This window comes from Mesoplasma florum L1, from assembly GCF_000008305.1.
GTDB classification, from domain to species: Bacteria; Bacillota_I; Bacilli_A; order Mycoplasmatales; family Mycoplasmataceae; genus Mesoplasma; species Mesoplasma florum.
The window spans coordinates 394,743-420,893 of record NC_006055.1 but is presented as its reverse complement, the minus strand read 5'-3'; the positions used below and the strand labels follow the sequence as shown (position 1 = coordinate 420,893).

Sequence of the window (26,151 nt, the reverse complement as noted above, 5' to 3'; positions counted from 1 at the left end):
TTATAAGGTATAATTAAATATAATTATACTTTAAAAGGAGAAAGAAGATGAATAACGAAATCGAAGTTGATTTTTTAGAACCTGGTTTAGCAATTGTTATTTCAAGTTTAGAAAATGTTGAAGCTGAATTAAAAAATAAAAAAGAATTAACAAGTCTTTTAGATAATTTAAATGAAGTTGAAGAGTTAGAGGATTTAACTAAATTATTAAATAAACTTAATGACATAGAAAAAGATTTATTAAAAGAGATTAAATCTTTAAACCACAAGGAAGAATTTGAAATTATTTCAGATTTACAAATAGCTATAGCTATGAGTAATTTTTTAGCACCTAATGAATTTTTATTTGAATTTACTGATTCAATAGAAGCTAAATCAAAAGCAAATGAAATAATTGTAAATCAAGAAAATATTTTAGAAATATTCAAAGAAATAATAATTAAAAAAGTTAATGAAGTTTATGGTGAATCACTTTCAAAATTTAAAAATGTCTATGATAATGAAAATGAATTTATTAAAGTTTTAAAAATAGCATTTGAAGAATCTAATTTAAATGATTTAAGAGAAGCAAGTAAATTAATGATAAATTTACTTAAAATTGATAGAACTATAAATGATGAAAAAAAATATGAATTTTTAGAAATATTAAATAAAGCAGAATCATTAATTAATTTAATTGATATTTGATCACAATATGAAATGGATTTTGAAGAAGAATAAAATGGACTCAAAATTTATAATTGCAATTTGCATAATAATCTTATATGCAATAATACTTTTAATTGTTGGAATTTTGTCATATGTTTATTCAGTTAAACACAAACCTTTTAAAGTAATTAATGATGAATATCTAAAAGAAATTGCTGAATATAAAAAAGTAGAAGACGAAATACTTAGAAAACTAAAACCAATTAAAACAAAATTTGAACTTTCTGAAAATGAAAACATTTATTTTGTGGATGAATTAGAAGTATCTTTTAATGAAAATGAAAATAAAAAAAATAAGAAAAAAGAATTTGATGATGAATATGATCAATACATTAAAAATCTTAAAAAAAATTATTCTCTTTTTAAAATAAAAGGAAAACAAAACGAATTAGAAAAAACGCTAACTTATATAAGCAATAAAAGAATTGTTTTAGACAATGGCACAGAATTTAAAATTATAAAATTTAATAATGTTATATTAGTTGAAAATTATGTTTGAAATTTTAACGGTGAATATTTGAAAACTATTTACTTAAAAACGAAAAATGAAGAAATATATTTTGTAACTAATGATCTAAAACTGAAATCTATCATTTCAAAATTCAGATTGGAGAATGAGTAAGATGAAATTAATTATATTTCCGCTATTAATAAGTTTAATTTTAATGGCGTATGCATTTTACATTGCTATAAAAGATTGAAAATATTTTAAACAAATTCAAAAATTGATTAAACAAGATAGCAGATATTTTCAAAATTCAAAATTACTATATATATGCCTTGGTTATTTGATATCACTAATGATATTTAGTTTAGCATTTGTTATTATCACAATCATTTGTTTAGTATTTATTACAAACATAATGTTATTAGTACAATCAATTATATGTGTAATCTACATGATAATGCTAATTATTTGAATAACTTTAATTCAAATTAAAATTAAATCAATATATGTAGTTGTTAAGAACAGTAAAATAGTTATATGAGATAAAGTTTTTGGTCTTGAAGAAATAGAAAAAATAAAAAATGATATTAAACGTAAAAAAATAATTTTTAAAGTTAAAGAAATTGAAGGATATGACATAATAAAAGTTTCATATCATTGAGAATTAAAAGACTTTTTAATTGAGTTAAAAATGAAAACAGAATTTATTTAGGAGGTAAAATGTTTAAACAAAGCGTATTTATTAAATCAGCAGCAAATAAGTCTGGTTGAATCGAAGATAACATTCCAGAAGTTTGTTTTGTAGGAAGAAGTAATGTTGGTAAATCAAGTTTTATTAACACTTTAGCAAATAACAAAAAATTAGCTAAAGTAGCTAACACACCAGGTAAAACAAGATTATTAAATTTCTTTGATATTAACAATAGTAGCTTTAGACTTGTGGATGCACCTGGATATGGTTATGCTAAAATTTCTAATTCAATGAAAGTTGAGTTTGGTATTATGATGGAGGATTATCTAACAACAAGAGAAAATCTTAAACTTGTTTGCATGTTAGTAGATTTAAGGCATAAACCAACAAATGATGATGTTCAAATGTATGACTTTTTAAAAGCTAATGATATCCCAGTATTAATGATTGGAACAAAGTTAGATAAATTAAAAAGAAATGAAATTGCAAAAAACGAAAAATTAATAAAAGAAACTTTAGAGTTTGATCAAAATGATGTGTTTGTTAAAGTTTCAAATTTAGATAAAATAAATATTAAAGAAAGTTATGATGCTTTAATTAGATTATTAGAGGTAGAAAATGGATAGTTGAGAGAGTAGTCAGATAAAAGAAATTGAAAATAAGTTAGATACTGATATAAAAACAGGTTTAACAGAAGAAGAAGCAACAAAAAGACTTATAGAGAATGGTAAAAATGAATTACCAACTGCAAAGGTTACTCCTTGATGAGTTACATTCTTGCATGCCTTTGTTGAACCATTACAATTAATATTAATGTTTGCTGCTGTTATATCAGTTGTAGCTCCATTAATTTCATCTCCTGGTGAAAAAATAGGTTTTCATGAATTTATAGACTTTGTTGTTATTATGCTTATTGTTATTGTTGATGCTGTTTTAGAGACAGTTCAAACAGTTAAAGCTAGAAAGAGTGTTGACGCACTTAAATCACTTTCTAAACCAAAAGCTGTAGTTTTAAGAGATCATAATCAAAAAGAAATAGATGCATCTGATCTTGTAGTTGGTGATATTGTAATTCTTGAAGCTGGTAAATATGTACCTGCTGAATTAAGAATTGTACAATCAGCTGATTTCATGATTGATGAAGCAATTTTAACTGGTGAATCAGTTCCTGTTGAAAAAACACACAAAGCAATAAAAGAGACAACTATATTAGCAGAAAAAACTAATATAGCATTCATGTCAACATTTACTACAGCTGGTAGAGCTGTTGGTATTGTTATTGGAACTGGTTTAAACACAGAAATAGGGAAAATTTCAGAAGCTATTGATAAAAACGAAGAAACTGAAACTCCACTTGAGAAAAAAATTAGTAAATTTGGATATGTGATTAGTTGTGTAGCTGGTCTAATAGGAATTTTTGTTTTCTTATTATTATCTTTAGTTGGTGGATTTGAAGCATGAGCTAGTTATTTAATGGTGGCAATTACTTTAGCAATCGGTGTTATACCAGAATCATTGGCTGCTGTAATTTCTATTACATTGAGTTTCTCAACAAAAAGAATGGCAAATAATAATGTTATTGTTAAAAAATTAGCTAGTGTTGAAACTTTAGGTTCAGTTAATGTTATTTGTACAGATAAAACTGGAACTTTAACTCAAAATAAAATGACAGTTAAAAAAGTTATTGATAATAATAGAATTATGGATTCAGATGAATATCTTGATTTAGATAAAAGTATTCAAAAAGAATTATTACTTAAAGCTTTAGTTTTACCAAATGATAGTATTACTGAGGGAAACGAAAGAATTGGAGATCCAACAGAATTAGCATTAGTAGATTTTGCAGAATTAATGGGTGTTGATGAATTAGTTTATCGTAAGAAATTCGAAAGAATTGATGAAATACCTTTTGATAGTGAAAGAAAGTTAATGAGTACTTTAAATACTGTTGATAAAAAAACAATAGCATTTACAAAAGGTGCTATTGACCAATTATTAAGTATTTGTGATCATATAATGATTGAAAACAAAGTTATTAAATTAACTGAATCTCATAAACATGAAATTATGCGCGCAAGTATTAATTTAAGTGATGATGCTTTAAGAGTTTTAGCTTTTGCGTATAAAGAAGTTAAAAATAATAAACTTGAAGAAAAAGGTCTTACTTTTATTGGAGCAGTTGCAATGATTGACCCAGTTAGAAAAGAAGCTGTTCAAGCAATTGAAGAAGCTCACGCTGCTGGAGTTGAGGTTTGTATGATTACAGGTGATCATGCGATTACTGCTTTAGCTATTGCTAGAGATTTAGGATTAGCTTATGAAGAAAAACAAGTTATTTCATCAGATAAACTTGATACTATGTCTGATGCAGAATTGGAAGAAGTTATTGATAACATAAGAGTGTTTGCTCGTGTTAATCCAGAACATAAAGTTAAGATTGTTGCTACATTACAGAAAAAGGGATATATTGTCTCAATGACTGGTGATGGAGTAAATGATGCACCAAGTTTAAGCAAAGCTGATATTGGGGTTGCTATGGGTATTACAGGTACTGATGTGGCTAAACAAGCCAGTGATGTTATTTTAACTGATGATAACTTTGCAACTATTATGACTGGAGTTAACGAAGGAAGAAACGTTTATCAAAAAATTAAACGAGCAATTACTTTATTAATGGGATTCAACTTGGCTAACGTTTTATCTATTTTAATAATTTCATTAATATTTAAAATATCACCATTAGAAGCAACAAATATTTTATATATCAACTTAATTGTTGAGTCATGTTTAGCGATTGCGATTGGTATGGGTCCTTTAGATGATACTTTAATGAAACTGAAACCACAGGTTGGTAAGAATGGTTTATTAAAAGGATTAATATTACCAATAATTAAAATTGGAGTATTATCAGCATTATGTTCTGTTGGTTCTTTCTTTATTGGAATGATGGCAACAGATACAAAAGCTTGAATAGATTATGATTTTTATGCTCAATTTAAAATTAACTTTGAATTAAGTTCAACAACATGATTAGGTCAAATTCATGAAATCATGAATAATGTTTCAGATGGTATTATAAGAAATAAAATTTTAGATGAATATATTGTATTTGGAAGAACAGCAATGTTTATAACAATAGTTATGTCACCATTATTCTTTGCACATTTAATTAAAATTTCTAATTGAAAAGCATCAAATAAAATTAAATTACAAATTTCTAAGCCTTTAATATATGCATCATTAATAGCATTAGTATTATCAATCGGAGTTATAACAATTCCTGGATTAAATGATAGTATTTTAGGATTAGTAGGATATTCAAAAGCTACTTCAAAATGAACAAGTGATAATATATGAATTATGTTTGTAGCATTTGCAATTTCAATTGTTCCGTTCTTATTAATCTTAATGATAGATACAATTGTATTTTACTCATATCATTTATCAGTTGGTAATTGACAAAAAAATCAAATATTAATTGCTGAAATGATTAACCAAGATGCTAAAGAACAAAACAAAAAACGTAAAAAATAATGAGTTTGTCTCATTATTTTTTACGTTTAAACACAAATGTTTTATTTTCACTTTTTGTTAAAGAGTAAATATTATAAAATTAATATATTGAAATGGAGATAATAGAAATGAAAAAAGAATTAGAAGCTAAATATAGTTATGAAATAGTTGAAGAAAATAGATATGAATGATGAATTCAAAATGAGTATTTCAAAGCTAACCCAGATTCTAAAAAACCAAAATTTTCAATTGTTTTACCTCCACCAAACGTAACAGGTAAATTGCACATTGGACATGCATGAGATGGAAGCTTGCAAGATGCCATTATCAGATTTAAAAAATTAAATGGATTTGATGTACTTTATTTACCAGGGATGGATCATGCTGGTATCAGTACTCAAGTTAAAGTTGAAGCAAAACTTAGAGAACAAGGTATTAGTCGTTTTGAATTAGGAAGAGAAAAATTTTTAGAACAAGCTTGAAAATGAAAACATGAATATGCAGCAATCATTAGACAACAATGATCTAAATTAGGTCTAGCATTTGATTACAGTATGGAAAAATTTACATTGGATGACGATATTAATAAAATAGTTACAGAAATATTTGTTGATTTTTATAATAAAGGATTAATATACAAAGGAAAAAGAATAGTTAACTGAGACCCAATGCAAAAAACTGCGATTTCAAATGTTGAAGTTATTTATAAAGAAGTTGAAGGATTTATGTATCATTTTAAATACATGATTCAAGGAACTAATGAATTTTTAAATGTTGCAACAACAAGACCAGAAACAATGTTTGCTGATCAATGTTTAGTTGTTAACCCTAAAGACGAAAGATATACATCATTTATAGGGAAAAAAGCCATTAATCCAGTTAATAACCAAGCTATTCCAATTATTGCTGATGATTATGTAGAATTAGATTTTGGAACTGGGGTTATGAAATGTACTCCAGCACATGATTTAAATGATTTTGAAATTGCTGTTCGTCATAATTTAGAAAAACCAATATGTATGAATGAAGACGGAACAATAAATGAAATGGGTGGAGAAGAATACCAAGGTTTAGACCGTTTTGAAGCAAGAAATAAAATTATTGAAAATTTAACAAAAGAAAAAACTTTTATTAAAGCAGAACCTATGATTCATCAAGTTGGATTTAGTGAAAGAAGCAATGCAATAGTAGAACCTTATTTAAGTGATCAATGATTTGTTAAAATGGATAGTTTTGCTGATATGATTTTAAAACTTCAAGAAAGCAATGATAAAATTAAGTTTTTCCCTGAACGTTTTGATCAAGTATTAAAAAAATGAATGGAAAACATTCATGATTGAACTATTTCAAGACAATTATGATGAGGTCACAGAATTCCAGCTTGATATAACAAAGAAGATAAAACAAAAATTTATGTGGGTATGGAAGCGCCTAAAGATGCAGAAAATTGAATTCAAGATGAAGACGTGCTTGATACATGATTCTCATCTGGTTTATGACCTTTTGCCACTTTAATGCGTGGAGAAGGATTTGAATCTAAATATTTTAAAGAATATTTACCAAATGGTGTATTAGTAACTGGTCATGATATTATTTTTTCTTGAGTTTCAAGAATGATATTTCAAACAATTGAATACACTGGACAAATACCTTTTAAAGATGTACTAATACATGGTTTAGTAAGAGATGAGCATGGAGCAAAAATGAGTAAATCATTAGGTAATGGAATTGATCCAATGGATGTAATTGTTAACAATGGTTCTGATTCATTAAGATTCTCATTATTAACTAATTCAACACCTGGACAAGATATTAGATATAGTGATTCTAAAGTTAAAGCTGCTTGAAATTTCATTAATAAATTATGAAATGCATCAAGATATGTTTTAATGAATTTGGAAGAAGACTTTAAACCTTGAGAAGAACAAGCAATCTTAAATTCAAATTCTCTAAATGAAACTGATAAATGAGTTTTAACAGAATTTAGTAAAGTTTCAAAACAAGTTAATTATTTAATAGATAAATATGAATTTGCAATTGCTGGTAAAATGCTTTATGACTTTGTGTGAAATACATACTGTAGTTGATATATTGAATTTGCGAAAGTTAATTTAAATAATCCAAAAACAAAAGAAGCTACTCAACAAACAATTGTTTATTTATTAAAAAATATATTGATTATGTTGCACCCATACTTGCCATTTGTAACTGAACATATTTATAAAACATTAGATATGAAAAACTCTATTTTAGAAGAAAGTTGATTTGATAAAGAATTTGTATTTGAAACAGATTACATTAATGTTGTTATTGAATTAATTAATTCAATAAGAGAATTTAGAGCAACAAATAATATCAAGAATAATGTGCTTTTAAATTGAAATGCAACTAATGGTAATTTAGAAATAATAACTAAATACAATTTAGAAATAAATAACTTTTTAAATGAGTTTGTTAATGCTAATTTATCAATCAATGAATCTTTGGTTAGCGAAACAACAAGTTTATCAGTACTTGACTTCTTTATTGAAATTCCTAACGATGATTTCATTGATAAAGAAAAAATGTTAGAAGAATTAGCAACTAAGAAAAAAGAACTTGAAAATGAAATAAGTAGATCTGAAAGAATGTTAAGTAATGAAAATTTCATATCAAAAGCAGCTCCTTCAAAAATAGAAGAAGAAAAAGAAAAATATGAATTATACAAACAACAATTAGAACTAATTCAAGATAAACTAAATAAAATGTAAAAAAACGGTAAAAACACCGTTTTTTTGTTATTTCTAAATAATAAAATATATGTAAATAAAGTATAATTTAATAAAAGAGGTTAATATGAGAAGAGTTTCAATAGAATTAATAAATAAAATAAATAATTACATCTTAAAGCAAAAATTTTCAGCTGATGCAACTTTAGCAATCTTAACTAAAGATATTTCAAATTATGATAAACAAATTCAAGAACATATTAAAAAGTACACACTGTATTTAATATGATTAGATGATAATAAAAAAGATTCAACTAATGCATGAGAAAAATATGTTGCGAGAGTTGAAGTTTTAGAAGCTAAGAATAATGTTAAAGTAGTTAATGAAAAACAAACAGAAAAATTAATTAGAGACTTACAAGATCCTTTTAGCAAAATTAATCAAAATAAACAAAAACGTAGCAGATTAAATTCTTTATCTAATAACCTATGAAAAAGACAAGAAGAAGAAAAACCAAAACAAATAGCATTTGAAGAGGTTTTATCAGATGAAGGTGAGATTTTAATTACAAATATTGTTAGTGAAACAATCGATAATGAACTTACAGAAGAAACTGTTGAAGAAATTACAGAAGATAACACATCAAAAACTTTTGAAAATGAATCTGATGATGCTTCAGCGTTAATTGATTCAATTAATAGAACAATAAGTAATAATTTTGATAAAGCAGAAGAATTAAACTTTGATGATGAATTAATAGATTTAACATCAACTTTTGAAGAACTAAAAACAAGTGGATTAGTTCATGATGGTGAAAAAACAATTAGTGAAATCATTTCAGCAACATTACAAGCAGATAAAACACAAATTTTATTAGATGACTCAACAGATCCAATTTCTTTTGAATCTGATAATGAAGATTTAATTTTTGAAGATTATGATGAATTACCTGAAGATGAAAAAACTTTATCATTATTTGATGACAAAATAGATGATTATTCAACAATAGATATTCTTGGTGAAATAGAGTATTCAGATGATGAAGAACAATTAAATATTTTAGATGATTCTTTAAAAACAGAACATGATGATACATTCTTAAATACAGCTGATTTAAACGGACAAAATGATGATTCTATTCAAACAGCTGATTACAATGAGTTAAATGGTGAAACGTTATCATTTGAAGAACCTAACAAAGAAATCAGATTTAATTCTGAAGAAGATAAAGTTCATTTCTTACATGAAAAAGCATACATTAAAGAAGGTGTTAATAAACCATTTAAAAATGTTGTTTCAGAAGAAGAAACTGAATTAGTTGATTTTACTTTTAATCAAGATGTAATTAAAACAGAAGATTATGAAGAATTAGAAGAAGAAACATTAGCTATATTTGAAGAATCAGAAGATACAAAACATGATGATACATTCTTAAATACAGCTGATTTAAACGGACAAAATGATGATTCTATTCAAACAGCTGATTACAATGAATTAAATGGTGAAACGTTATCATTTGAAGAACCTAACAAAGAAATCAGATTTAATTCTGAAGAAGATAAAGTTCATTTCTTACATGAAAAAGCATACATTAAAGAAGGTGTTAATAAACCATTTAAAAATGTTGTTTCAGAAGAAGAAACTGAATTAGTTGATTTTACTTTTGATCAAGATGTAATTAAAACAGAAGATTATGAAGAATTAGAAGAAATGACAACAGCAAGTCTTTTAGGAACTGGAGAAGATAGTTTAAATAGCTTTGAATTTGATACAGATAACAGATTATCAATAAACAATGAAGGCGAATTTGATTCTTATGATGAAGTAGAAAAATTAAGTATTAAAACTGTTAATAATGAAGAAATGAATCATTTATCTGAATCAAAAATTCTATATGGTGACATTGATGAAAATTTTGATCATGAAATTGAAAAAGAATTAACACAAATTGAAGAAACAATTAGCAATCTTGAAAGTTACACTGAAAAAGTTAATAGTGATCTTGATGAATTAATATTTAGTGAAGAAGAAAGAACTCTATTCCAATTTGAACCAGAAGATTTAGATGTTGATGATACAATGTTTGAAAACGTTACACTATCATCTGGAATTGATCAAGAAACTAGCACGATGGATGCTTTAAAATTCTTAGATGATGTTGAAGATAAATATGAAAGTATACTAACTCTTGATTTAGATGATGATAATGAAGTAAGTTCAACAATCGATGCTTTAAAATTCTTAGATGATGTTGAAGATAAATATGAAAGTATACTAAATCAATCATTAAAAGATGAAACATTAGAAGAAACTGAAACTGATTCAACAATGGATGCTTTAAAATTTCTAGATGATGTTGAAGGAAAATATTCAGATTTATTTGAATCAATGGATGATGATGAATTAGGTACAATTGATAACTTAAATTGACATTCTGATGATGATGTCGACCAAATAGATATAATTAAACTTGATCATATAGCTAAAGTTGGAGAAATTATAGATTACAACAACACACAATATGTTGTTGTTGGTATGAGTGAAAAAACAAACGACTTAGGTGAAACAATTGAAACAGTATTAGTTAGCGAAAATGGAGATATAGATAACTCTATTGAATTAGTAATTGAAATAAAATAAAAAACACTTTTAAAAGTGTTTTTTATTTTATATTTTATTAATAACTTCAATAAACTTAATTAAAAAATTTATTGAAGTAGACATTTGTGATATTCTAATAATTTCGTCAATATCATGCATTTCTAAAATGGAATCAAAATTGATTGAGTTTAATAATTTTTCTAGTATTTCCTTTTTATCATTTAAATTCAATTTTTCAAATTCATTGATAAATAGATTTTGAGAATCTAATAAATTTGAACTTAATTCAATATCTTCTCTTATTTTTTTAAATCTTCTTTCAATATTAAAATCAACTAATGAATCAAACTCATTCTTATTATTTTCATTTATTTCAATGGCATTACCCATTTTTTCTAGAATTCAGTTTAAAGATATAATTATTTTTTTATAATTTAAAAGTTTATTTTGAATGAAAATAATGAATTCAAAAACTCTTTTTTTATTTTCTTGTTCTTTTGAATCATTTAATTTAAATGTTTGCTTTTCATCAATTAACATCTTACTTACCTGCTGAGTAAAATCTTCTATAAAAATATTTATAGAAGAAAGATTGTTATCTAATTCAAATAATTCTATTAATTTATTATTATAAATCTCATGCAAATTATTGAAATTATAATCTTTACTTTGGTTCAATTCCTCAACTAAATTCATATTTTTAATGCAAGAATTTATATCATCAATTAATTCATTAATTAAAATGTTACTAGTTAATTTACTTAATATCATTAAAAATACCTCCATTTAGTGTTTATAACCTATAAATAAGATTATACAACAATGAAATAATATATTAATTTGTTAAAATATAAAAAGGAAAAGAAGAGAACTATGAAGTATAAAAATTTGGAAATTAAAGATAATTCAATAAAACTGAATAAATACCAATCAATTCATTTTAATTTTGAAGGTTTACAAAATAAATTAAAAGAAATTAAATTTCCGGTTCTAATATTAGATACAGAATTTTTTAATCGTAGTCATGACTTTGAAAACATAAAACCTAAATTATATAGTGAAGAAGAAAAAGATATAGTTTATTTAATGAACTATTCATTTGCTAAGAATTTCAATGAAGTTTTAACAAGAAACAATCATAAATCAATAAACAGTTTATCAATTAAAAGAAAAATCAATGATGATAAATATAATTTTAAAAATCAATATCAGTCAATGATTAAATGTTTTATTAATATGTGTGTTAACAAAAACATTAGAACAATTATTTTTGCAGGACAAGATAATGATAAAAAAATAATCGAACAATGAATTAATACATATAAAGCTTTATTTAAGAATAAAAAAACTGATTTATTTATTTTCAATAAAGATACAAAAAGCTATAAGTTAAATAGTTTTGATATATATGATGCGTTAGAACAAAATTTAAGTTTTTCTAATTATTCAAAAAATGGGGAAAAATTTTATAATGAACAAAACCTTAAAAAGGGTGATGTAGATGATTCTATTAAAATAAGAAGTTTAAAAAAATTCTTCGACTACACAGAAGATCTACATAATAAATATAATTTTAAAGATGATAATATAACATTCTTATGTAGTAGAGCTTTAAAACTATTTAGTTTAGAAAATGTTTCACAATATGAACACAATAAACTATCTAAAAGTTTAAAAGAAGCTAGATCACATTGTTATGATGATGTATTAAAAATATTAGTTTTAATAAAGTTCTTAAGTTATATTATGAACAAACAAATGGGGGAAACATGAGCAAGTGTATAGGTTGTGGAATTTTAAAACAAAATAAAGATCAAAATAAACCTGGTTATGTCATTAAACCAGAAAATGAATATTGTTTAAGATGTTTTAAAATTAAAAACTATAATGAATTAATTAATCAAGAAATAAATGCTGAGCAATTTATTTTAAAATTAAAAACTTTAATTCAAAATGATAAACCAAAAGATATAGAATTCTTTTATATAATCGATATTTTTGATTTAGAAGGAAGTAGAGTTAAAGAAATTGAAGAAGCTATTAAAAGATACCCAGTTACAATTGTAGTTAATAAAATAGATTTACTCCCTAAAGCTGTAAAACTAGCAAAAATAAGAAGATATATAACTGATCTATTTGCAAAAAGTGCTATATACGATGCAAATATTATTTTAAACACAAGTTTTAAAAATAATTTTACAAATAGTTTGTTAAATAAAATTAAGAAAACTAAAACTAAAAAATATTTCATTGGGAGCTCTAATGTTGGTAAATCTTCAATTATTAATTCACTTTTAAGAACTAATAACTTAATACCTCAAATAGTTGAATCTAAATACTTTAATACAACATTAGACTTCATTCAAATTAAATTATCAAGTGATGATATTATATTTGATACACCAGGAATCGCTAGAAGCAATTCTGCAGCTAATTTATTAGATAAAGAAGATTGAAAATATATTTACTTCAATAAAGAAGTTGCACAAAATACTTTTCAATTAAAGCCATTTAATTCAATCTTTTATGCAGGTATTGCTTGAGTTGATTTTGAATGAGAAAGTGATGAAATTAACAGTTTTCATTTCTTCAATAACAAAGAAATCAAATTACATAGAACTAATACAAAAAACGCATTTGATTATTACACAAGAAATAAAGAAAATATTGTTCCATATAATTTAGACAATAACTTTGTTAAAAGAGAGTTTATATTTAATGAAAAAGATATAAACAAAGAATTTGAAATATCTATTTCAGGGTTAGGTTGATTTAACTTTAAAGTTAAAAATCCAATGAAAGTAACAATAAATATTCCTACAAGTAATGTTGAAGTTGAAACAACATTAAGAAAACCATTAGTTTAGTATAAAATAAGTTTAAAGGGGTATTAAAATGAGTCAATCAAAAGAAATGTCAATGCCAGAAGTTATTCAAGAAATAAATCGTTTGGCAAAAATCAAAAAGGATCGTGAACTGACATCAGAAGAAAGTGCATATAGAGAAGAATTAAAAGTTCTATACTTGAATTACTTTAGAAATGGTTTTGAACAACAATTAAAAAGTACAAAAGTAATAGATGCACAAGGAAATGATGTAACACCAAGCAAACTAAAGAATGAAGGAGATAAATATGATAAACAAAAATAACAACAATTTAAATGCTTTAAGAATTTTAGGAGTTTCTGCAATTAATAAAGCAAATTCAGGTCACCCAGGTATTGTATTAGGCGCTGCACCAATCGTTTATACTTTATTTAACAAAATTATGAAACACAATCCTAAAAATCCTAAGTGATTTGATAGAGATCGTTTTGTATTATCAGCAGGGCATGGAAGTGCTTTATTATATTCAGCATTACATTTAGCTGGTTATAATTTATCAATGGATGAAATTAAAAACTTTAGACAATGAAATAGTAAAACACCAGGTCACCCTGAATCTCACTTAACTGAAGGGGTTGATGTAACAACTGGACCTTTAGGTCAAGGAATTGCTATGGCTGTTGGATTGGCAATTGCTGAATCTCATACAGCATCAGTATATAATCAATCAGATTTAAAATTAGTTGATCACCATACATTTGTTTTATGTGGTGATGGAGATTTACAAGAAGGTGTAGCTCAAGAATCAATTAGTTTAGCTGGTAGATTAAAATTAAACAAATTAATTTTAATTCACGACTCAAATGATATTCAATTAGATGACAAAGTTGAAAAAGCTCAAAGTGAAAATATGCACGAAAGATTTAAAGCTGCTCAATGAAATACTTTAAAAATTAATGATGGTGAAGATTTAGTAGCTATTGAAAAAGCTATTAATGATGCCAAAGTATCAGATAAACCTACATATATTGAAGTTAAAACAATTATTGGTATAGGGGCCACAAAACAAGGGACTAGTGCAGTACACGGTGCCCCAATTGGTTCAGATATCGAAACAGTTAAAAACGTTTTTGATTGAAAATTTGATGATTTTGAAATACCAACTGATATTTATAAACATTGAAATGAAAATATTTCAAAAAATTTAATAATTGAAAAAAAATGAAACGAAACATTAAATACTTTAAAAACTAAAAATCCAGAATTAGCAAAACAATTTACAGATGCTATTAACAAAGAAATTAATTTTGATTTTGAAGCATTAAAAGGTAAAACTCCAGAAAAAGCAGAAGCTACTAGAGTTAGTTCAGGAAACATTTGAGATAGCATAAATTCTCAAGTTAAATTTTTAATTGGTGGTTCAGCTGATTTAGTTTCATCAACAAGAATTAAAGGTGCTGATGGTCAATTTGATATTGATAACAGAAGTGGAAGAAATATTCTTTATGGTGTTAGAGAATTTGCTATGGGAGCTATAAATAATGGTATTCATCAACATGGTGGTTTAATTCCATTCTCAAGTGGATTCTTTGTATTCTCAGATTACATGAAACCAGCAATGCGTTTATCATCAATTATGAATACACAACAATTGTTTATATTTACTCATGATTCAGTTGCTGTTGGAGAAGATGGACCAACTCATCAACCAATAGAGCAATTAGCAATGATTAGAAGTATTCCAAATCACATTACATTTAGACCAGCTGATTATGCTGAAACATTAGCATCTTATAAAATAGCTTTACAAGACTTAAAAAAATGTCCTTCTACTTTAGTTTTAACTAGACAAGACTTAGTTCAATTACCACATAATGATGTTTATGAAGAAGTTAAAAAAGGAGCATATATTATTTTTGATCAACCTAATGCTTCAGTAACTTTAATAGCAACAGGTAGTGAAGTTGGTTTAGCGATAGAAACAGCTAAAAGACTAAAAGAAGATAACATCATTGCAAAAGTAGTTTCAATGCCTTCAACAAACTTATTTGATCAACAAGATCAATCATATAAAGATAAAATTATTGATAAATCAACTTTAAGAGTTTCAATTGAAATGGGAACAACTTATGGATGAAGCAAATATACAGGTGACAATGGATTAAACATTGGAATTGATGTTTTTGGAGCAAGTGCACCAGCTAATACAGTAATTAGTCAATATGGATTTACAAGTGAGCAAATTTTTAATAAAATTAAAAAGGTTATAAAATAATTTAAAATTAAGAAAAAATAGAATAGAGTGAAATTATGGTATTATTAACAACAGAATTTTCAGCAGGAGGATTAGCAGGAATGCTAATCGGAGTTATCTTAGGAGCAATTATCTTAGGAGCAATTATTGGTTTTTTCATTACTAGAGCAATGGTTAAAAAACAATTAAAAGACAACCCACCTGTTACAGAAAAACAAATTCGCGCAATGTACATGAGCATGGGAAGAAAACCAAGTGAATCAGATATTAAAAAAACAATGCGTGCAATGCAACAAGCTAAAAAATAATTAAAAAATATAATTAAAAATATGTTTTGGTCTTTCGAGCCAAAGCATATTTTTTATTTTAAATTATTAAAAAAATGTGCAATTTTAATTTTAACTTTATTTTTTAAACACTTATAAAATTACTTTTTAAATTTACTCAAAAATAAACTTACATATCACACTTATCTTTTATTTATTAACAATTTTATATAACTTATAATGATTTTGTAAATAAATAGTGAGGAAAAATGTTTTGAAAAAATTATTAGGTTTATTAGGCACGATATCATTGACAGTTCCAACAACAATTTTAGCTGTATCATGTAGCACTAATACTAAAAAAATTAATATTGCAATAGTCATTGAAAAAAAGAGTTTAGGAATTATAAATAAACCAACAGAATATGAAATAAGACAAGCTGTTTTATTAAATAATCCAAAGTTAGTTACATCAGATTTTGAAATAACTAATATTAGTACAAGTGAAAGTTCAGGAAAAGCAACTTTAATTGGTCAAGATAAATATAATGGTGAAATTACAGTTTCTTTTTACATTGTTCCAGCTTTAGAAGACAATATCATAAATACTGATCTGGGTACAATAAGTAATAAATCAGAAAGTACGATTAGAAATGCAATCTTATCAAAAAATCCAGATATTAACATTAATGGTTTTGAAATCACAGAAATAGATTCAACATCAGCATTAATAATAGGTAATGATTTTATATATAATGGTTCACTCACAGTTGTTTTTACATTACAAACAATAAAACCAAATTTAAGTAGTGTAATTACTAAAAAAGATTTAGGTATTTTATCTGATAACAACGTGCTAACAATTCAACAAGCAGTCATTAAATTAAATCCTAAATTAACAACAAAAGATATTAATATCACTTCTATAACTCAAACATCAGCAAGAGTTAATTCATCAGCTTCTGGAAGATATACAGGTTCTGTAAATGTAACATTTACTATTCAAGTTGTTAAACAAAATTTAAGTTCAGTTTTAATTAATACTAATTTAGGTAATCTACAAGATAATAATGCTTCAACAATTCAAGCAAGTATTTTAGCAAAAAACTCAAATTTATTAGCTTCTGATATTTCAATTGATTATATAACTCAAACATCAGCAAGAGTTAATTCATCAGCTTCTGGAAGATATACAGGTTCTGTAAATGTAACATTTACTATTCAAGTTGTTAAACAAAATTTAAGTTCAGTTTTAATTAATACTAATTTAGGTAATCTACAAGATAATAATGCTTCAACAATTCAAGCAAGTATTTTAGCAAAAAACTCAAATTTATTAGCTTCTGATATTTCAATTGATTATATAACTCAAACATCAGCAAGAGTTAATTCATCAGCTTCTGGAAGATATACAGGTTCTGTATATGTTTCATTTACTATTCAAGTTGTTAAACAAAATTTAAGTTCAGTTTTAGTTAATACTAATTTAGGTAGTTTACAAGATAATAATGCTTCAACAATTCAAGCAAGTATTTTAGCAAAAAACTCAAATTTATTAGCTTCTGATATTTCAATTGATTATATAACTCAAACATCAGCAAGAGTTAATTCATCAGCTTCTGGAAGATATACAGGTTCTGTAAATGTAACATTTACTATCAATGGAACAAAACCAGAAAAAACTAATTTAACAAATGTTATAACTAATAAAAACATTACAACTGTTTTACCAAATGCAGATCCTGATTTAATATTAAATGCTTTAGTAAAAGATAATTCTAAGTTAAATTCTAATTATGTAAGAATATATGATGCTGGTTTTAATTCTTCAAGTGGTTGAGGTTGAGCTAGAGTTACTTCAACTAATGAAAATGTTTATATCAATCCTAAAGAAGGTTATCTTGATTTAACTTTTGAAGTAGATGAAAATCTTTTAGCTATTGATTTAGCATCAGTAATTACAAATACAAATTTAGGTACTTTAAATAAATTAGATGAAATAACTATTAAAAGTCAATTATCAAAATTGAATTCTAATTTAGAAGTTAATTACGTAGATATTAACAATATAACTGAAACATCAGCAATAGTTACATCAAATAGTCCAAGCAAATATAAAGGAAGTGTAAACATAACTTTTAAACTTGATACTTCAAAAGCTGTTCCTCTTTCTTCTGTATTAAAACAAACTAATTTAGGAACATTAAGCTCAACTGATGAAAATACAATCAAACAAGTTATTAAATCAAAAAATCCAAATATAGATATTAATGCAATAGGGATTGATTCACAATCAATTACTATATCAAACGCCTTGGTTAAATCAACTGATCCAACAAAATATAGTGGTTCAGTTAAAATAGAATATATTATAGATACATCGAATGCAGTTGATTTAAGCACTTTAATAAAAGAAAGAAATTTAAAAGGTATATCTGATAATTTAGATTCAGGAATAATTAGAAACATTTTAAAATTTAACCCAAATACAACAATTCAAGAAAAAGATTTAAAAGTAATTAATAAAACAAATGAAGTAGCAACGATTCAATCTAATAATTTAGCCAAATATAAAGGTAGTGTACAAGTTCAATATGAAGTAAAAACCCTAGTTGGGTATCATTATGATTGAGGAGGAAATTTTGAAAATAAAATTGCATTAAATGATAAAGATTTATTAACTTCTTCTTATAATGTTATTAATTTATCATTTTTATATTCTACTGTAGAATATCAAATGCCAACTTATAGTCCTAATAATCCTGCCGCAATAAAAGAAGGAGTTAAAGCATTACAATCTCAAGGTAAAAGAGTACTTATATCAATGGGAGGAGCTACTGCTGAACATATGAAATTTAGAAATGATCAAAAAGATCAATTAAAAACAGCAATTAAAAGTGTAATTAACGAATATGGTTTTGATGGATTAGACATAGATTGAGAATCTGAATCTTTAAAAAGTTCAGAAAGTAAAAATGTAACAGCTGAAGCTCTTAAAGAATTAAAAGATGAGTATAAATCTGAAGGAAAAGATTTTATTATAACTATGGCCCCTGAATTTCCTTACCTTAGAAAAATCAAAGAAGCTGATGGTAACTATAAAGAATTTTTAGATGGTCTTGATGGTTATTATGACTGAATAAATCCCCAATTTTATAATGGTTGAGGGGATGGTGTTCTAGTAGAAACAAGTGAAGATGCTAAAAAAACAGGTGTTCAACAAAATACATATATTACAAATGATAATGTTGACAAGCGTGGTGAATTTTATTATTTAATGTCAAAATATATTACTTCAAAGCCTAATAATCAAAATGGTTTTTATCAAATACCAGCAGATAAATTCATTATTGGTGCTTCAACAAATGAACCAGCTGGAAGAGGAGCAGGTTCAAAAGAAGCTTTCAATAAAGCTTACAATTTATTAAATTCTGATGGAATTAAGATTAGAGGATTAATGACATGATCAATTCTTTTTGATGCATTTGAAGGTATGATACCAGATACTTATGGTGGAACAGAACCAAAAATTATGTGATATAGGTGATCATATAGTAAATGATTTGATGAAAGTTTTGGTAAATTACAAGATAATGTATAAAGTACAAAATCTAAGAGCAAGTAATTAATAATTAAAAAATAAAACTCATTTAAAATGAGTTTTTTTAATATAAACAGTTATTTTCTTATTCCTTCTTCTTTTATTATTGGTACAAGTATAATAAATAATCAAATAACGTTGACTAAAGGTAATAGAAATAATAAATTAAAGATTATTTTTCTGTTTTTTTGATTAAATAAGCTTTGATTGTCAAATTTATTTTTAAATGTTTTACTAATTGAAATAAATAGGATATTTAAAAATTTAAAAATTATTGAATAATAAAATCCAGGACTTGGTGGTTTTGAATTACTATCTAAAACAATAACCATCAGTAAAGCTAAATTTAAAATTAGTCAAAAAGTTATGAAAAGATCCAAAATAGAAACTAAAACAATATAAATTTTAATTTCATCATGATCATTATAATCGTTGCTTTCTTTTTTAATCTCTAAATTATGTATTTGTATTAAACCTATAATACAAGGCGTTAATGATATAAAATATAAAATACTTCAAAACATTTGAATTAAACTTCTATTTTTAAATAATAGTTAATTAAAGAAGTTATAAAATAAGAAAATACTACAGTTATTTTTTACAAATTCATTAAGTTCAAGAATTTGTTTATTTTCTTCTTTTTTCATTGAATTTATTTGCCTTTGTCTTTCCTTTTTGTAATAAAAAAATATCACACTTACATTTTATCATTACATCAATTAAATCACTTTAGATTTTTTTGTTTTCTATTAGCTGTTTATTTAATTCTTTGTTAATTTTAATATTTATATCTATTGAAAATAGATAAACAAGCACATAAATAATTAAAAATATTGGGTAAAATAGAATAAAAAATAAAATAAGTAAAATGGTACCAACACCTCAAAAAGTAAATATTTCAAAGAGAATATCGCCTGTAATGTATAAAAAACCATGTTTTTTTGTATTCATTTTTTTGCTATCATCTTTTTTTCAAAAAATTTTAATGTAGTTTGAAAATTGTTTATTCTGATCTATAAAAACTCTTTTAAAATTTTTATGGTTTAAAAATAAAGCAAATATAGATAAATATTTTTCATTATCTGAAATCTCGGTATTCTTTATTAAACTCAAAACATTCAATATATAAAAGAACAATCAAAAACTAATAAAGAAACAAAAAATTGTTGTGAAATAATTAAATATTATAATTCATTCATGTTTTTTAACAAAACTGCTTTCATCATATAAAACTGAAAGTATTAATAAAACTAATCCCGGCATTCAATATATAAAACAGAGTATGTCAAAAATTACTAATCGTTTAATCATTACTTTAAAATATTTTTTTGTGTTATTAAATTCAATCATATAGTATCCGCCTTAAAGATACTAATATTTTATATTATTAATAGAAAAACATAATAATAAAAACTCACTTTGTTTTAAAAGTGAGTTATTTTCTTATTTATAATTTGGAGCTTCAGCTGAAATTTCTACATCATGAGGATGAGATTCTTTTAAACTAGCTCCAGTTATTTTAACAAATTTAGCATTGTGTCTTAAAGTTTCTATTGTATTAGAACCAGTGTAACCCATTCCACTTCTTAAACCACCAACTAATTGAAAAATGACTTCTTCTAAAGTCCCTTTGAAAGGAACAACAGCTTCGATTCCTTCAGGAACTAATTTTTTAGCTCCCTTTTGGAAGTAACGATCACTACTTCCACGTTTCATTGCTGCTAAAGAACCCATGCCAACATAAGTTTTATATCTTTTATTATTAATAATAACTTCTTGACCAGGTGCTTCTTCAGTTCCAGCTAGCATACTTCCTAACATTACAGAATGAGCACCAGCTGCTAAAGCTTTAACAACATCACCAGAGTATTTAATTCCTCCATCTGCAATCAAAGTTACGTCTTTATTAATAGATCAATTGTAAACATCATTAATTGCTGTAATTTGAGGTACTCCAACTCCAGCAACCACTCTAGTTGTACAAATACTTCCAGGACCGATTCCAACTTTAACACAATCAGCTCCAGCTTTATAAAGAGCTTCAGCACCTTCAACTGTACAAATGTTACCAGCAATAATATCTAAGTTAGGATATTTAACTCTAATTGCTTTTACAACATCAATAATACCTTTACTATGACCATGTGCTGAATCAACTACTAAAACATCAATACCAGCTGAAATTAGACCTTCTACACGTGTTAGAGTTTCATCATTAACTCCAACAGCACCACCAACTCTTAAAAATCCATTAGCATCAACACAAGCATTTGGAAATTCATCTGTAGGTTTAATTGATTTAACTATTTTAATTTCATTTGCTTGTTGTTCAATTGTTAAATTTTTATGAACAATACCAATACCACCAATACTTGCAATTGCAATTGCTAACTCAGATTCAGTAACTGTATCCATTGCAGCAGAAATGATAGGAATATTTAATTCTATATTTTTAGTTAATTTAGTTTTTAAACAAACTTCATGAGGTAAAACTTCTGAGTAATTAGGTACTAATAGTACATCATCAAAAGTAATTGCTTCATTTATAATTTTTCCATTTAAATCTTTATTCATATTTATTCTCATTCTATTGTTCCTGGAGGTTTAGATGTAACATCATAAACTACTCGGTTAACATTATCTACTTTATTTATTATTTCATTTACTACTTCATCTAAAAATTCTCAAGGAAGATGTGTGCTAGTTGCTGTCATAAAATCAATTGTATTAACACTTCTTAAAGCAACAACATAATCATAAGTACGATTATCACCCATTACACCAACTGTTTTAACTGGTAATAATGTAACAAAGGCTTGTGAAACTGTATTATATAAATTTCATTCCCTTAATTTTTTAATAAATATAGCATCTGCTTCTTGTAAAATTTCAACTTTATCTTTAGTTACTTCTTCAATAACTCTAATTCCTAGCCCAGGTCCAGGGAAAGGATGACGATTAATCATTTCTTCAGGTAATCCCAATTTAAAACCAACTTGTCTTACTTCATCTTTAAATAAGTTTCTTAAAGGTTCAATTAATCTAAATTTTAAATCTTCTGGTAATCCACCAACATTGTGATGAGATTTAATTGTTTTAGAACTAGCTCCATGAGAAGAAGATTCAATAACATCTGGATAAATAGTTCCTTGTGCTAAGAAATCAGCATCCTTATGTTGTCTAGCCGCATCTGTAAAAACGTCTATAAAACATTTACCAATAATTTTTCTTTTAGCTTCAGGCTCTTTAATTCCTTTTAATTCAGAAAAGAAAAGATCACTTGCTTCAACTAACTTAATATTAATATCAAAATTAGTTTCATAAGCTTTCATAACTTCAATTGTTTCATTTTTTCTTAATAAACCAGTATCAACAAAGATACAAGTAAGTTGTTTACCAATAGCTTTACCAATAATAGCAGCAGCAACTGATGAATCAACTCCACCACTTAAACCCAAAATAACTTGCTTATCTTTAACAGTTTCTTTGATTTCTTTGATTTGTTGATCAATAAAGTCATCAAGATTTCAGTCTTTATTACATTTAGCAATATCATATAAGAAGTTTTCTAACATTTCTTTACCTTGTAAAGAATGAGTCACTTCAGCATGGAATTGAATACCATAAATTGGTTTAGTATTATGAGCAATAGCTGCAATACTTGCGTTAGAATGTGCAATCTGTTTAAAATCTACTGGTAACTCTGTAACATGATCAGCATGACTCATTCAAACTTGAGACTCAGTAGTTACATTTTTAAAAAGTGGATTTTTTTTATCATCAATAGTTATGATTGCTTTACCAAATTCTTGTTCATCAGCCAATTCAACAGCACCTTGAAAATATTGAGTTAATAATTGCATACCATAACATACACCTAAAATAGCAATATCTAAATTTAAGATTTCAGAATCTATTTTATAAGCATTTTGTAAATATACACTTGAAGGCCCACCAGAAAGAATGATACCTTTTAAAAGTGGATATTCTTTAATTTTTTCAATTGATGTATCAAAAGGTAAAACTTCTGTATAAATATTAGCTTCTCTAACTCTTCTAGCTAATAACTGTGTATATTGACTTCCAAAATCTAAAATCAAGATTTGAGTATTTTTCATTTTAATCTCCTTCTAAATAAAAAAGAGGCTTTTTTGTGTAAAAAAACCTCACGCTTATAGTCTAAGGATAGGTCCAGAGGCAGGTCGACAACCCAATATGTTGTCATGTATAAGTTTTTTATATTTAATTATTTGAATTATTATATATTAATGTTGTATTTATATTCAACAATAAATGTTAAAATATTTGCAAAGAAAAAAAGAGAACTGTAAGTTCTCTTTTTTAGTTCGTTTAATTATTAATTAAGCGTTAACTTTTTTAATTGATAATTTTGCTTGAGCTTTTTCATCGTTTAATTCTAAAATTAGAACTTCAACGTCTTGACCAACTTTAACGAAATCGTTAATGTCGTTTACAAAAGTGTTAGCAATTTCACTAATATGGATTAAACCTTTGTATTCTTTACCGTCTAATTCAAAAATAGCAAATGCACCAAAAGGAGCAATATCAGAAATTTTAACTGAGATAACTTTGTTCATTTTGTCGTCTACTTTCTATAATACTGATCAAATGGATAAAATTATGAACTAAAAGTTAAAATTTTAAGATTCGATTTGTTCAAATACTAACTTTATTATATCAATTAGTTTTAAATAAAATAGTATTTTTATTTTTTATCTTGAAATCCTGCACAACCTTTTAAATCTAAATTAGTTTTATAACCCAACTCAATTGCATGCTCAAAAGTTGCTTTAACACAAACTTCTAAAGCAACTCCCACAATAGTTAATTCTTGAATATTATTTTCTCTTAAATATTCGTCAAGAAAGTTAGAATTCCCTTTTTCATCAAAAAAGGCACTATAACTTTCAGTTTTTTTATTTTTGCCTTTTTCAATTATCTTATCAATTGAAGAAGAATCAAAGTATAAATCAGTACCCTTAGTTCCAACAACACAATGTGGTCCTCATTGAGCAAAAGAATAATGATCAAGTGGGTGCATATCCTTTGTAGCAACAACTAAATCATTGTTTTCATTGAAAATTTTAATTAAATATTCTATATAAGTTTTTTTACTTTCAGCTGCATGCACATACAATTTTCCATTTGAATCAACAAAATCATACTGATAATCAACTATTATTAAAGCTTTATTCATAAATTTTCCTTTGTTTTTAATATAAATTATAATAGTGGTAAAAATTAGGGTTATTTACTAAAATTATACATTACTAAAGTTTCAAATCATGATTTAAAAAATAGACTTTATAAAAAATTAGATTAAAAATAAAAGTAGTTAATAAAAAATATTAACGGTTCTACACAGAAGGGGGAACAAATATGAAAACATTATTATCAGTTTTGGGAGCTATTGGTTTGAGTGCAACTGCTGCATCTCCTATTATTAGTTTATCAACAGAAGAAAATATAAAAGATATTAAAAATGACAAAGTAAATTTGGAGTATGGAACAAATTCATTAACTCCATATGATTTTAGCGACAATTATTTAAGAAGAGCTACAACTATGAACAAGTTTAGCGGTAGAGGTGTTGAAACAGTTGAATCAAATTTCACTGTGCCATTGCCTAACGCAATAACAGTTAATGATATATTAAATGATTCAAAAATTGACACAATAAATTATGGTGGTATTTTCAATATTGAAGCAGCTTCAGTAAATCAAAGATTTACAGCTATTTTATTAAAAAGAGATCCTAGTCAAAATACAAAAGATAAGGCTGTATTTATGGGAAATATACACCAAAATAATTCAGCTACAAGTATAGGATGATCGCTTGATTTAGAACTAACTTATTACATTGATTCAAAAGGTAATGCATTTGCTGATATTAAACTAAATCAAACAGTAGTTGATGGATATCGATATACTAATTCTTTAACTGGAGAAGTAGGTGTTAAAATATTTTTTAAAACAGAACGTACACATTATTACATTAATAATACTGTTTCAACTGAACAAGATATGGGAACAGAACTTTTAGCTACAATATTTAATATAAGTTCTTCAAATAGTGCTGTTGTAACTACAAAAGATAGAGTAATTAATCAAAGCATCTCAGGCCTAACAGGCTCAACTGTTTCAACTCAAGGAATTAACTTGCAAAATACAAAAAGAGTTTCTTTCTATGGAACTATGCGTAGAAGTATACAACAAGCAGGATATAATTCAAATATTATGCTTGATTCTATTGATTTTATAAAAAATGAGGAGCTATCAACTGAATACAATTTAGTTTTTGAAACTAACTATGAAACAATTGGAATTAATGAATCAACTGGAAATTGAAACTCTTCATTAAATTTAACATTAAACATTAATATAGATCCTGCAACAAATAGAGTAACCCTTTCTAACAAAGGAATTATCGATTTAGATAACTCAGAAACAACAAACGCTAACACATGAATGGAAACAACATGAGTGTTTGATAGAGCATCATTGTGAGGTTAAA

At 25.5% G+C, this 26,151-nt stretch carries 22 protein-coding genes; 14 read left to right on the top strand and 8 right to left on the bottom strand.

The annotated features are described in order from the left end of the window. Window positions 1–13: 13 nt before the first annotated feature. Entirely contained in the window at window positions 14–226 is a 213-nt protein-coding gene (locus MFL_RS03740) for a hypothetical protein (RefSeq protein ID WP_144062332.1), read from the bottom strand. 85 nt (window positions 227–311) lie between these two features. Here MFL_RS03740 and MFL_RS03735 point away from each other — a divergent pair, with 85 nt between their 5' ends. The 7 genes from MFL_RS03735 to MFL_RS01840 all read left to right on the top strand — a co-directional run bounded on the left by MFL_RS03735 (window position 312) and on the right by MFL_RS01840 (window position 10,708). Further along, window positions 312–719 carry a hypothetical protein gene (locus MFL_RS03735; RefSeq protein WP_144062331.1) on the top strand — a complete coding sequence of 136 codons (408 nt, stop codon included), beginning with the start codon at window positions 312–314 and terminating at the stop codon, window positions 717–719. Window position 720: 1 nt separating this feature from the next. After that, a complete protein-coding gene (locus tag MFL_RS01865) occupies window positions 721–1,329 on the top strand; it encodes a hypothetical protein (protein WP_164919784.1) in 609 nt (202 codons plus the stop codon). Window position 1,330: 1 nt separating this feature from the next. Continuing rightward, window positions 1,331–1,867 carry a hypothetical protein gene (locus MFL_RS01860; protein ID WP_011183255.1) on the top strand — a complete coding sequence of 179 codons (537 nt, stop codon included), beginning with the start codon at window positions 1,331–1,333 and terminating at the stop codon, window positions 1,865–1,867. 8 nt (window positions 1,868–1,875) lie between these two features. Then, on the top strand, window positions 1,876–2,472 hold the full coding sequence (yihA, locus tag MFL_RS01855; RefSeq protein WP_011183254.1) for a ribosome biogenesis GTP-binding protein YihA/YsxC: 597 nt from the start codon (window positions 1,876–1,878) through the stop codon (window positions 2,470–2,472). Further along, on the top strand, window positions 2,465–5,380 hold the full coding sequence (locus MFL_RS01850) for a cation-translocating P-type ATPase (RefSeq protein WP_011183253.1): 2,916 nt from the start codon (window positions 2,465–2,467) through the stop codon (window positions 5,378–5,380). The genes yihA and MFL_RS01850 overlap by 8 nt, the downstream gene beginning before the upstream one ends. A 107-nt stretch (window positions 5,381–5,487) precedes the next feature. Beyond that, on the top strand, window positions 5,488–8,109 hold the full coding sequence (locus MFL_RS01845; RefSeq protein WP_011183252.1) for a valine--tRNA ligase: 2,622 nt from the start codon (window positions 5,488–5,490) through the stop codon (window positions 8,107–8,109). An 85-nt stretch (window positions 8,110–8,194) separates the two neighbouring features. Next, on the top strand, window positions 8,195–10,708 hold the full coding sequence (locus tag MFL_RS01840; protein ID WP_011183251.1) for a chromosome segregation ATPase: 2,514 nt from the start codon (window positions 8,195–8,197) through the stop codon (window positions 10,706–10,708). Between the two features lie 27 nt (window positions 10,709–10,735). Here the strand turns inward: MFL_RS01840 and MFL_RS01835 are convergent, their stop codons facing one another. Then, on the bottom strand, window positions 10,736–11,440 hold the full coding sequence (locus tag MFL_RS01835) for a hypothetical protein (protein ID WP_011183250.1): 705 nt from the start codon (window positions 11,438–11,440) through the stop codon (window positions 10,736–10,738). A 102-nt stretch (window positions 11,441–11,542) separates the two neighbouring features. Here MFL_RS01835 and MFL_RS01830 point away from each other — a divergent pair, with 102 nt between their 5' ends. The 6 genes from MFL_RS01830 to MFL_RS01805 all read left to right on the top strand — a co-directional run bounded on the left by MFL_RS01830 (window position 11,543) and on the right by MFL_RS01805 (window position 19,616). Next, window positions 11,543–12,454, top strand: a complete 912-nt coding sequence (locus tag MFL_RS01830) for a hypothetical protein (RefSeq protein ID WP_011183249.1) — start codon at window positions 11,543–11,545, stop codon at window positions 12,452–12,454. Beyond that, window positions 12,439–13,536, top strand: coding sequence for a ribosome biogenesis GTPase YqeH (gene yqeH, locus MFL_RS01825; protein WP_011183248.1), 1,098 nt, complete (start codon window positions 12,439–12,441; stop codon window positions 13,534–13,536). The genes MFL_RS01830 and yqeH overlap by 16 nt, the downstream gene beginning before the upstream one ends. A gap of 28 nt (window positions 13,537–13,564) precedes the next feature. Further along, entirely contained in the window at window positions 13,565–13,819 is a 255-nt protein-coding gene (locus MFL_RS01820; protein ID WP_011183247.1) for a DUF896 domain-containing protein, read from the top strand. Next, window positions 13,803–15,770 carry a transketolase gene (tkt, locus tag MFL_RS01815; RefSeq protein WP_011183246.1) on the top strand — a complete coding sequence of 656 codons (1,968 nt, stop codon included), beginning with the start codon at window positions 13,803–13,805 and terminating at the stop codon, window positions 15,768–15,770. The genes MFL_RS01820 and tkt overlap by 17 nt, the downstream gene beginning before the upstream one ends. Before the next feature lie 35 nt (window positions 15,771–15,805). Next, entirely contained in the window at window positions 15,806–16,057 is a 252-nt protein-coding gene (locus MFL_RS01810; RefSeq protein WP_011183245.1) for a YneF family protein, read from the top strand. A gap of 232 nt (window positions 16,058–16,289) precedes the next feature. Then, window positions 16,290–19,616: a glycosyl hydrolase family 18 protein gene (locus tag MFL_RS01805; protein WP_164919783.1), complete on the top strand. Its 3,327-nt coding sequence runs from the start codon at window positions 16,290–16,292 to the stop codon at window positions 19,614–19,616. A 77-nt stretch (window positions 19,617–19,693) separates the two neighbouring features. Here the strand turns inward: MFL_RS01805 and MFL_RS01800 are convergent, their stop codons facing one another. From MFL_RS01800 to MFL_RS01775, 6 genes are all read right to left on the bottom strand, one after another. After that, window positions 19,694–20,140 carry a hypothetical protein gene (locus tag MFL_RS01800; protein ID WP_011183243.1) on the bottom strand — a complete coding sequence of 149 codons (447 nt, stop codon included), beginning with the start codon at window positions 20,138–20,140 and terminating at the stop codon, window positions 19,694–19,696. 205 nt (window positions 20,141–20,345) lie between these two features. Continuing rightward, entirely contained in the window at window positions 20,346–20,966 is a 621-nt protein-coding gene (locus MFL_RS01795; protein WP_011183241.1) for a hypothetical protein, read from the bottom strand. 93 nt (window positions 20,967–21,059) lie between these two features. Further along, window positions 21,060–22,202, bottom strand: coding sequence for an IMP dehydrogenase (locus MFL_RS01790; protein WP_011183240.1), 1,143 nt, complete (start codon window positions 22,200–22,202; stop codon window positions 21,060–21,062). Then, complete coding sequence (gene guaA, locus MFL_RS01785; RefSeq protein ID WP_011183239.1) at window positions 22,193–23,734, bottom strand: glutamine-hydrolyzing GMP synthase; 1,542 nt, start codon at window positions 23,732–23,734, stop codon at window positions 22,193–22,195. Before guaA ends, MFL_RS01790 begins: the two co-directional genes overlap by 10 nt. A gap of 243 nt (window positions 23,735–23,977) precedes the next feature. Further along, window positions 23,978–24,214 (bottom strand): S1 RNA-binding domain-containing protein, encoded by a 237-nt coding sequence (locus MFL_RS01780; protein ID WP_011183238.1) that lies wholly within the window; start codon window positions 24,212–24,214, stop codon window positions 23,978–23,980. A 128-nt stretch (window positions 24,215–24,342) separates the two neighbouring features. Further along, the gene (locus MFL_RS01775) at window positions 24,343–24,834 is read right to left on the bottom strand and encodes an isochorismatase family protein (RefSeq protein ID WP_011183237.1); all 492 of its coding nucleotides are present in this window, start codon (window positions 24,832–24,834) and stop codon (window positions 24,343–24,345) included. Between the two features lie 182 nt (window positions 24,835–25,016). Here MFL_RS01775 and MFL_RS01770 point away from each other — a divergent pair, with 182 nt between their 5' ends. Continuing rightward, window positions 25,017–26,150, top strand: a complete 1,134-nt coding sequence (locus tag MFL_RS01770; RefSeq protein WP_011183236.1) for a hypothetical protein — start codon at window positions 25,017–25,019, stop codon at window positions 26,148–26,150. Window position 26,151: the final 1 nt, after the last annotated feature.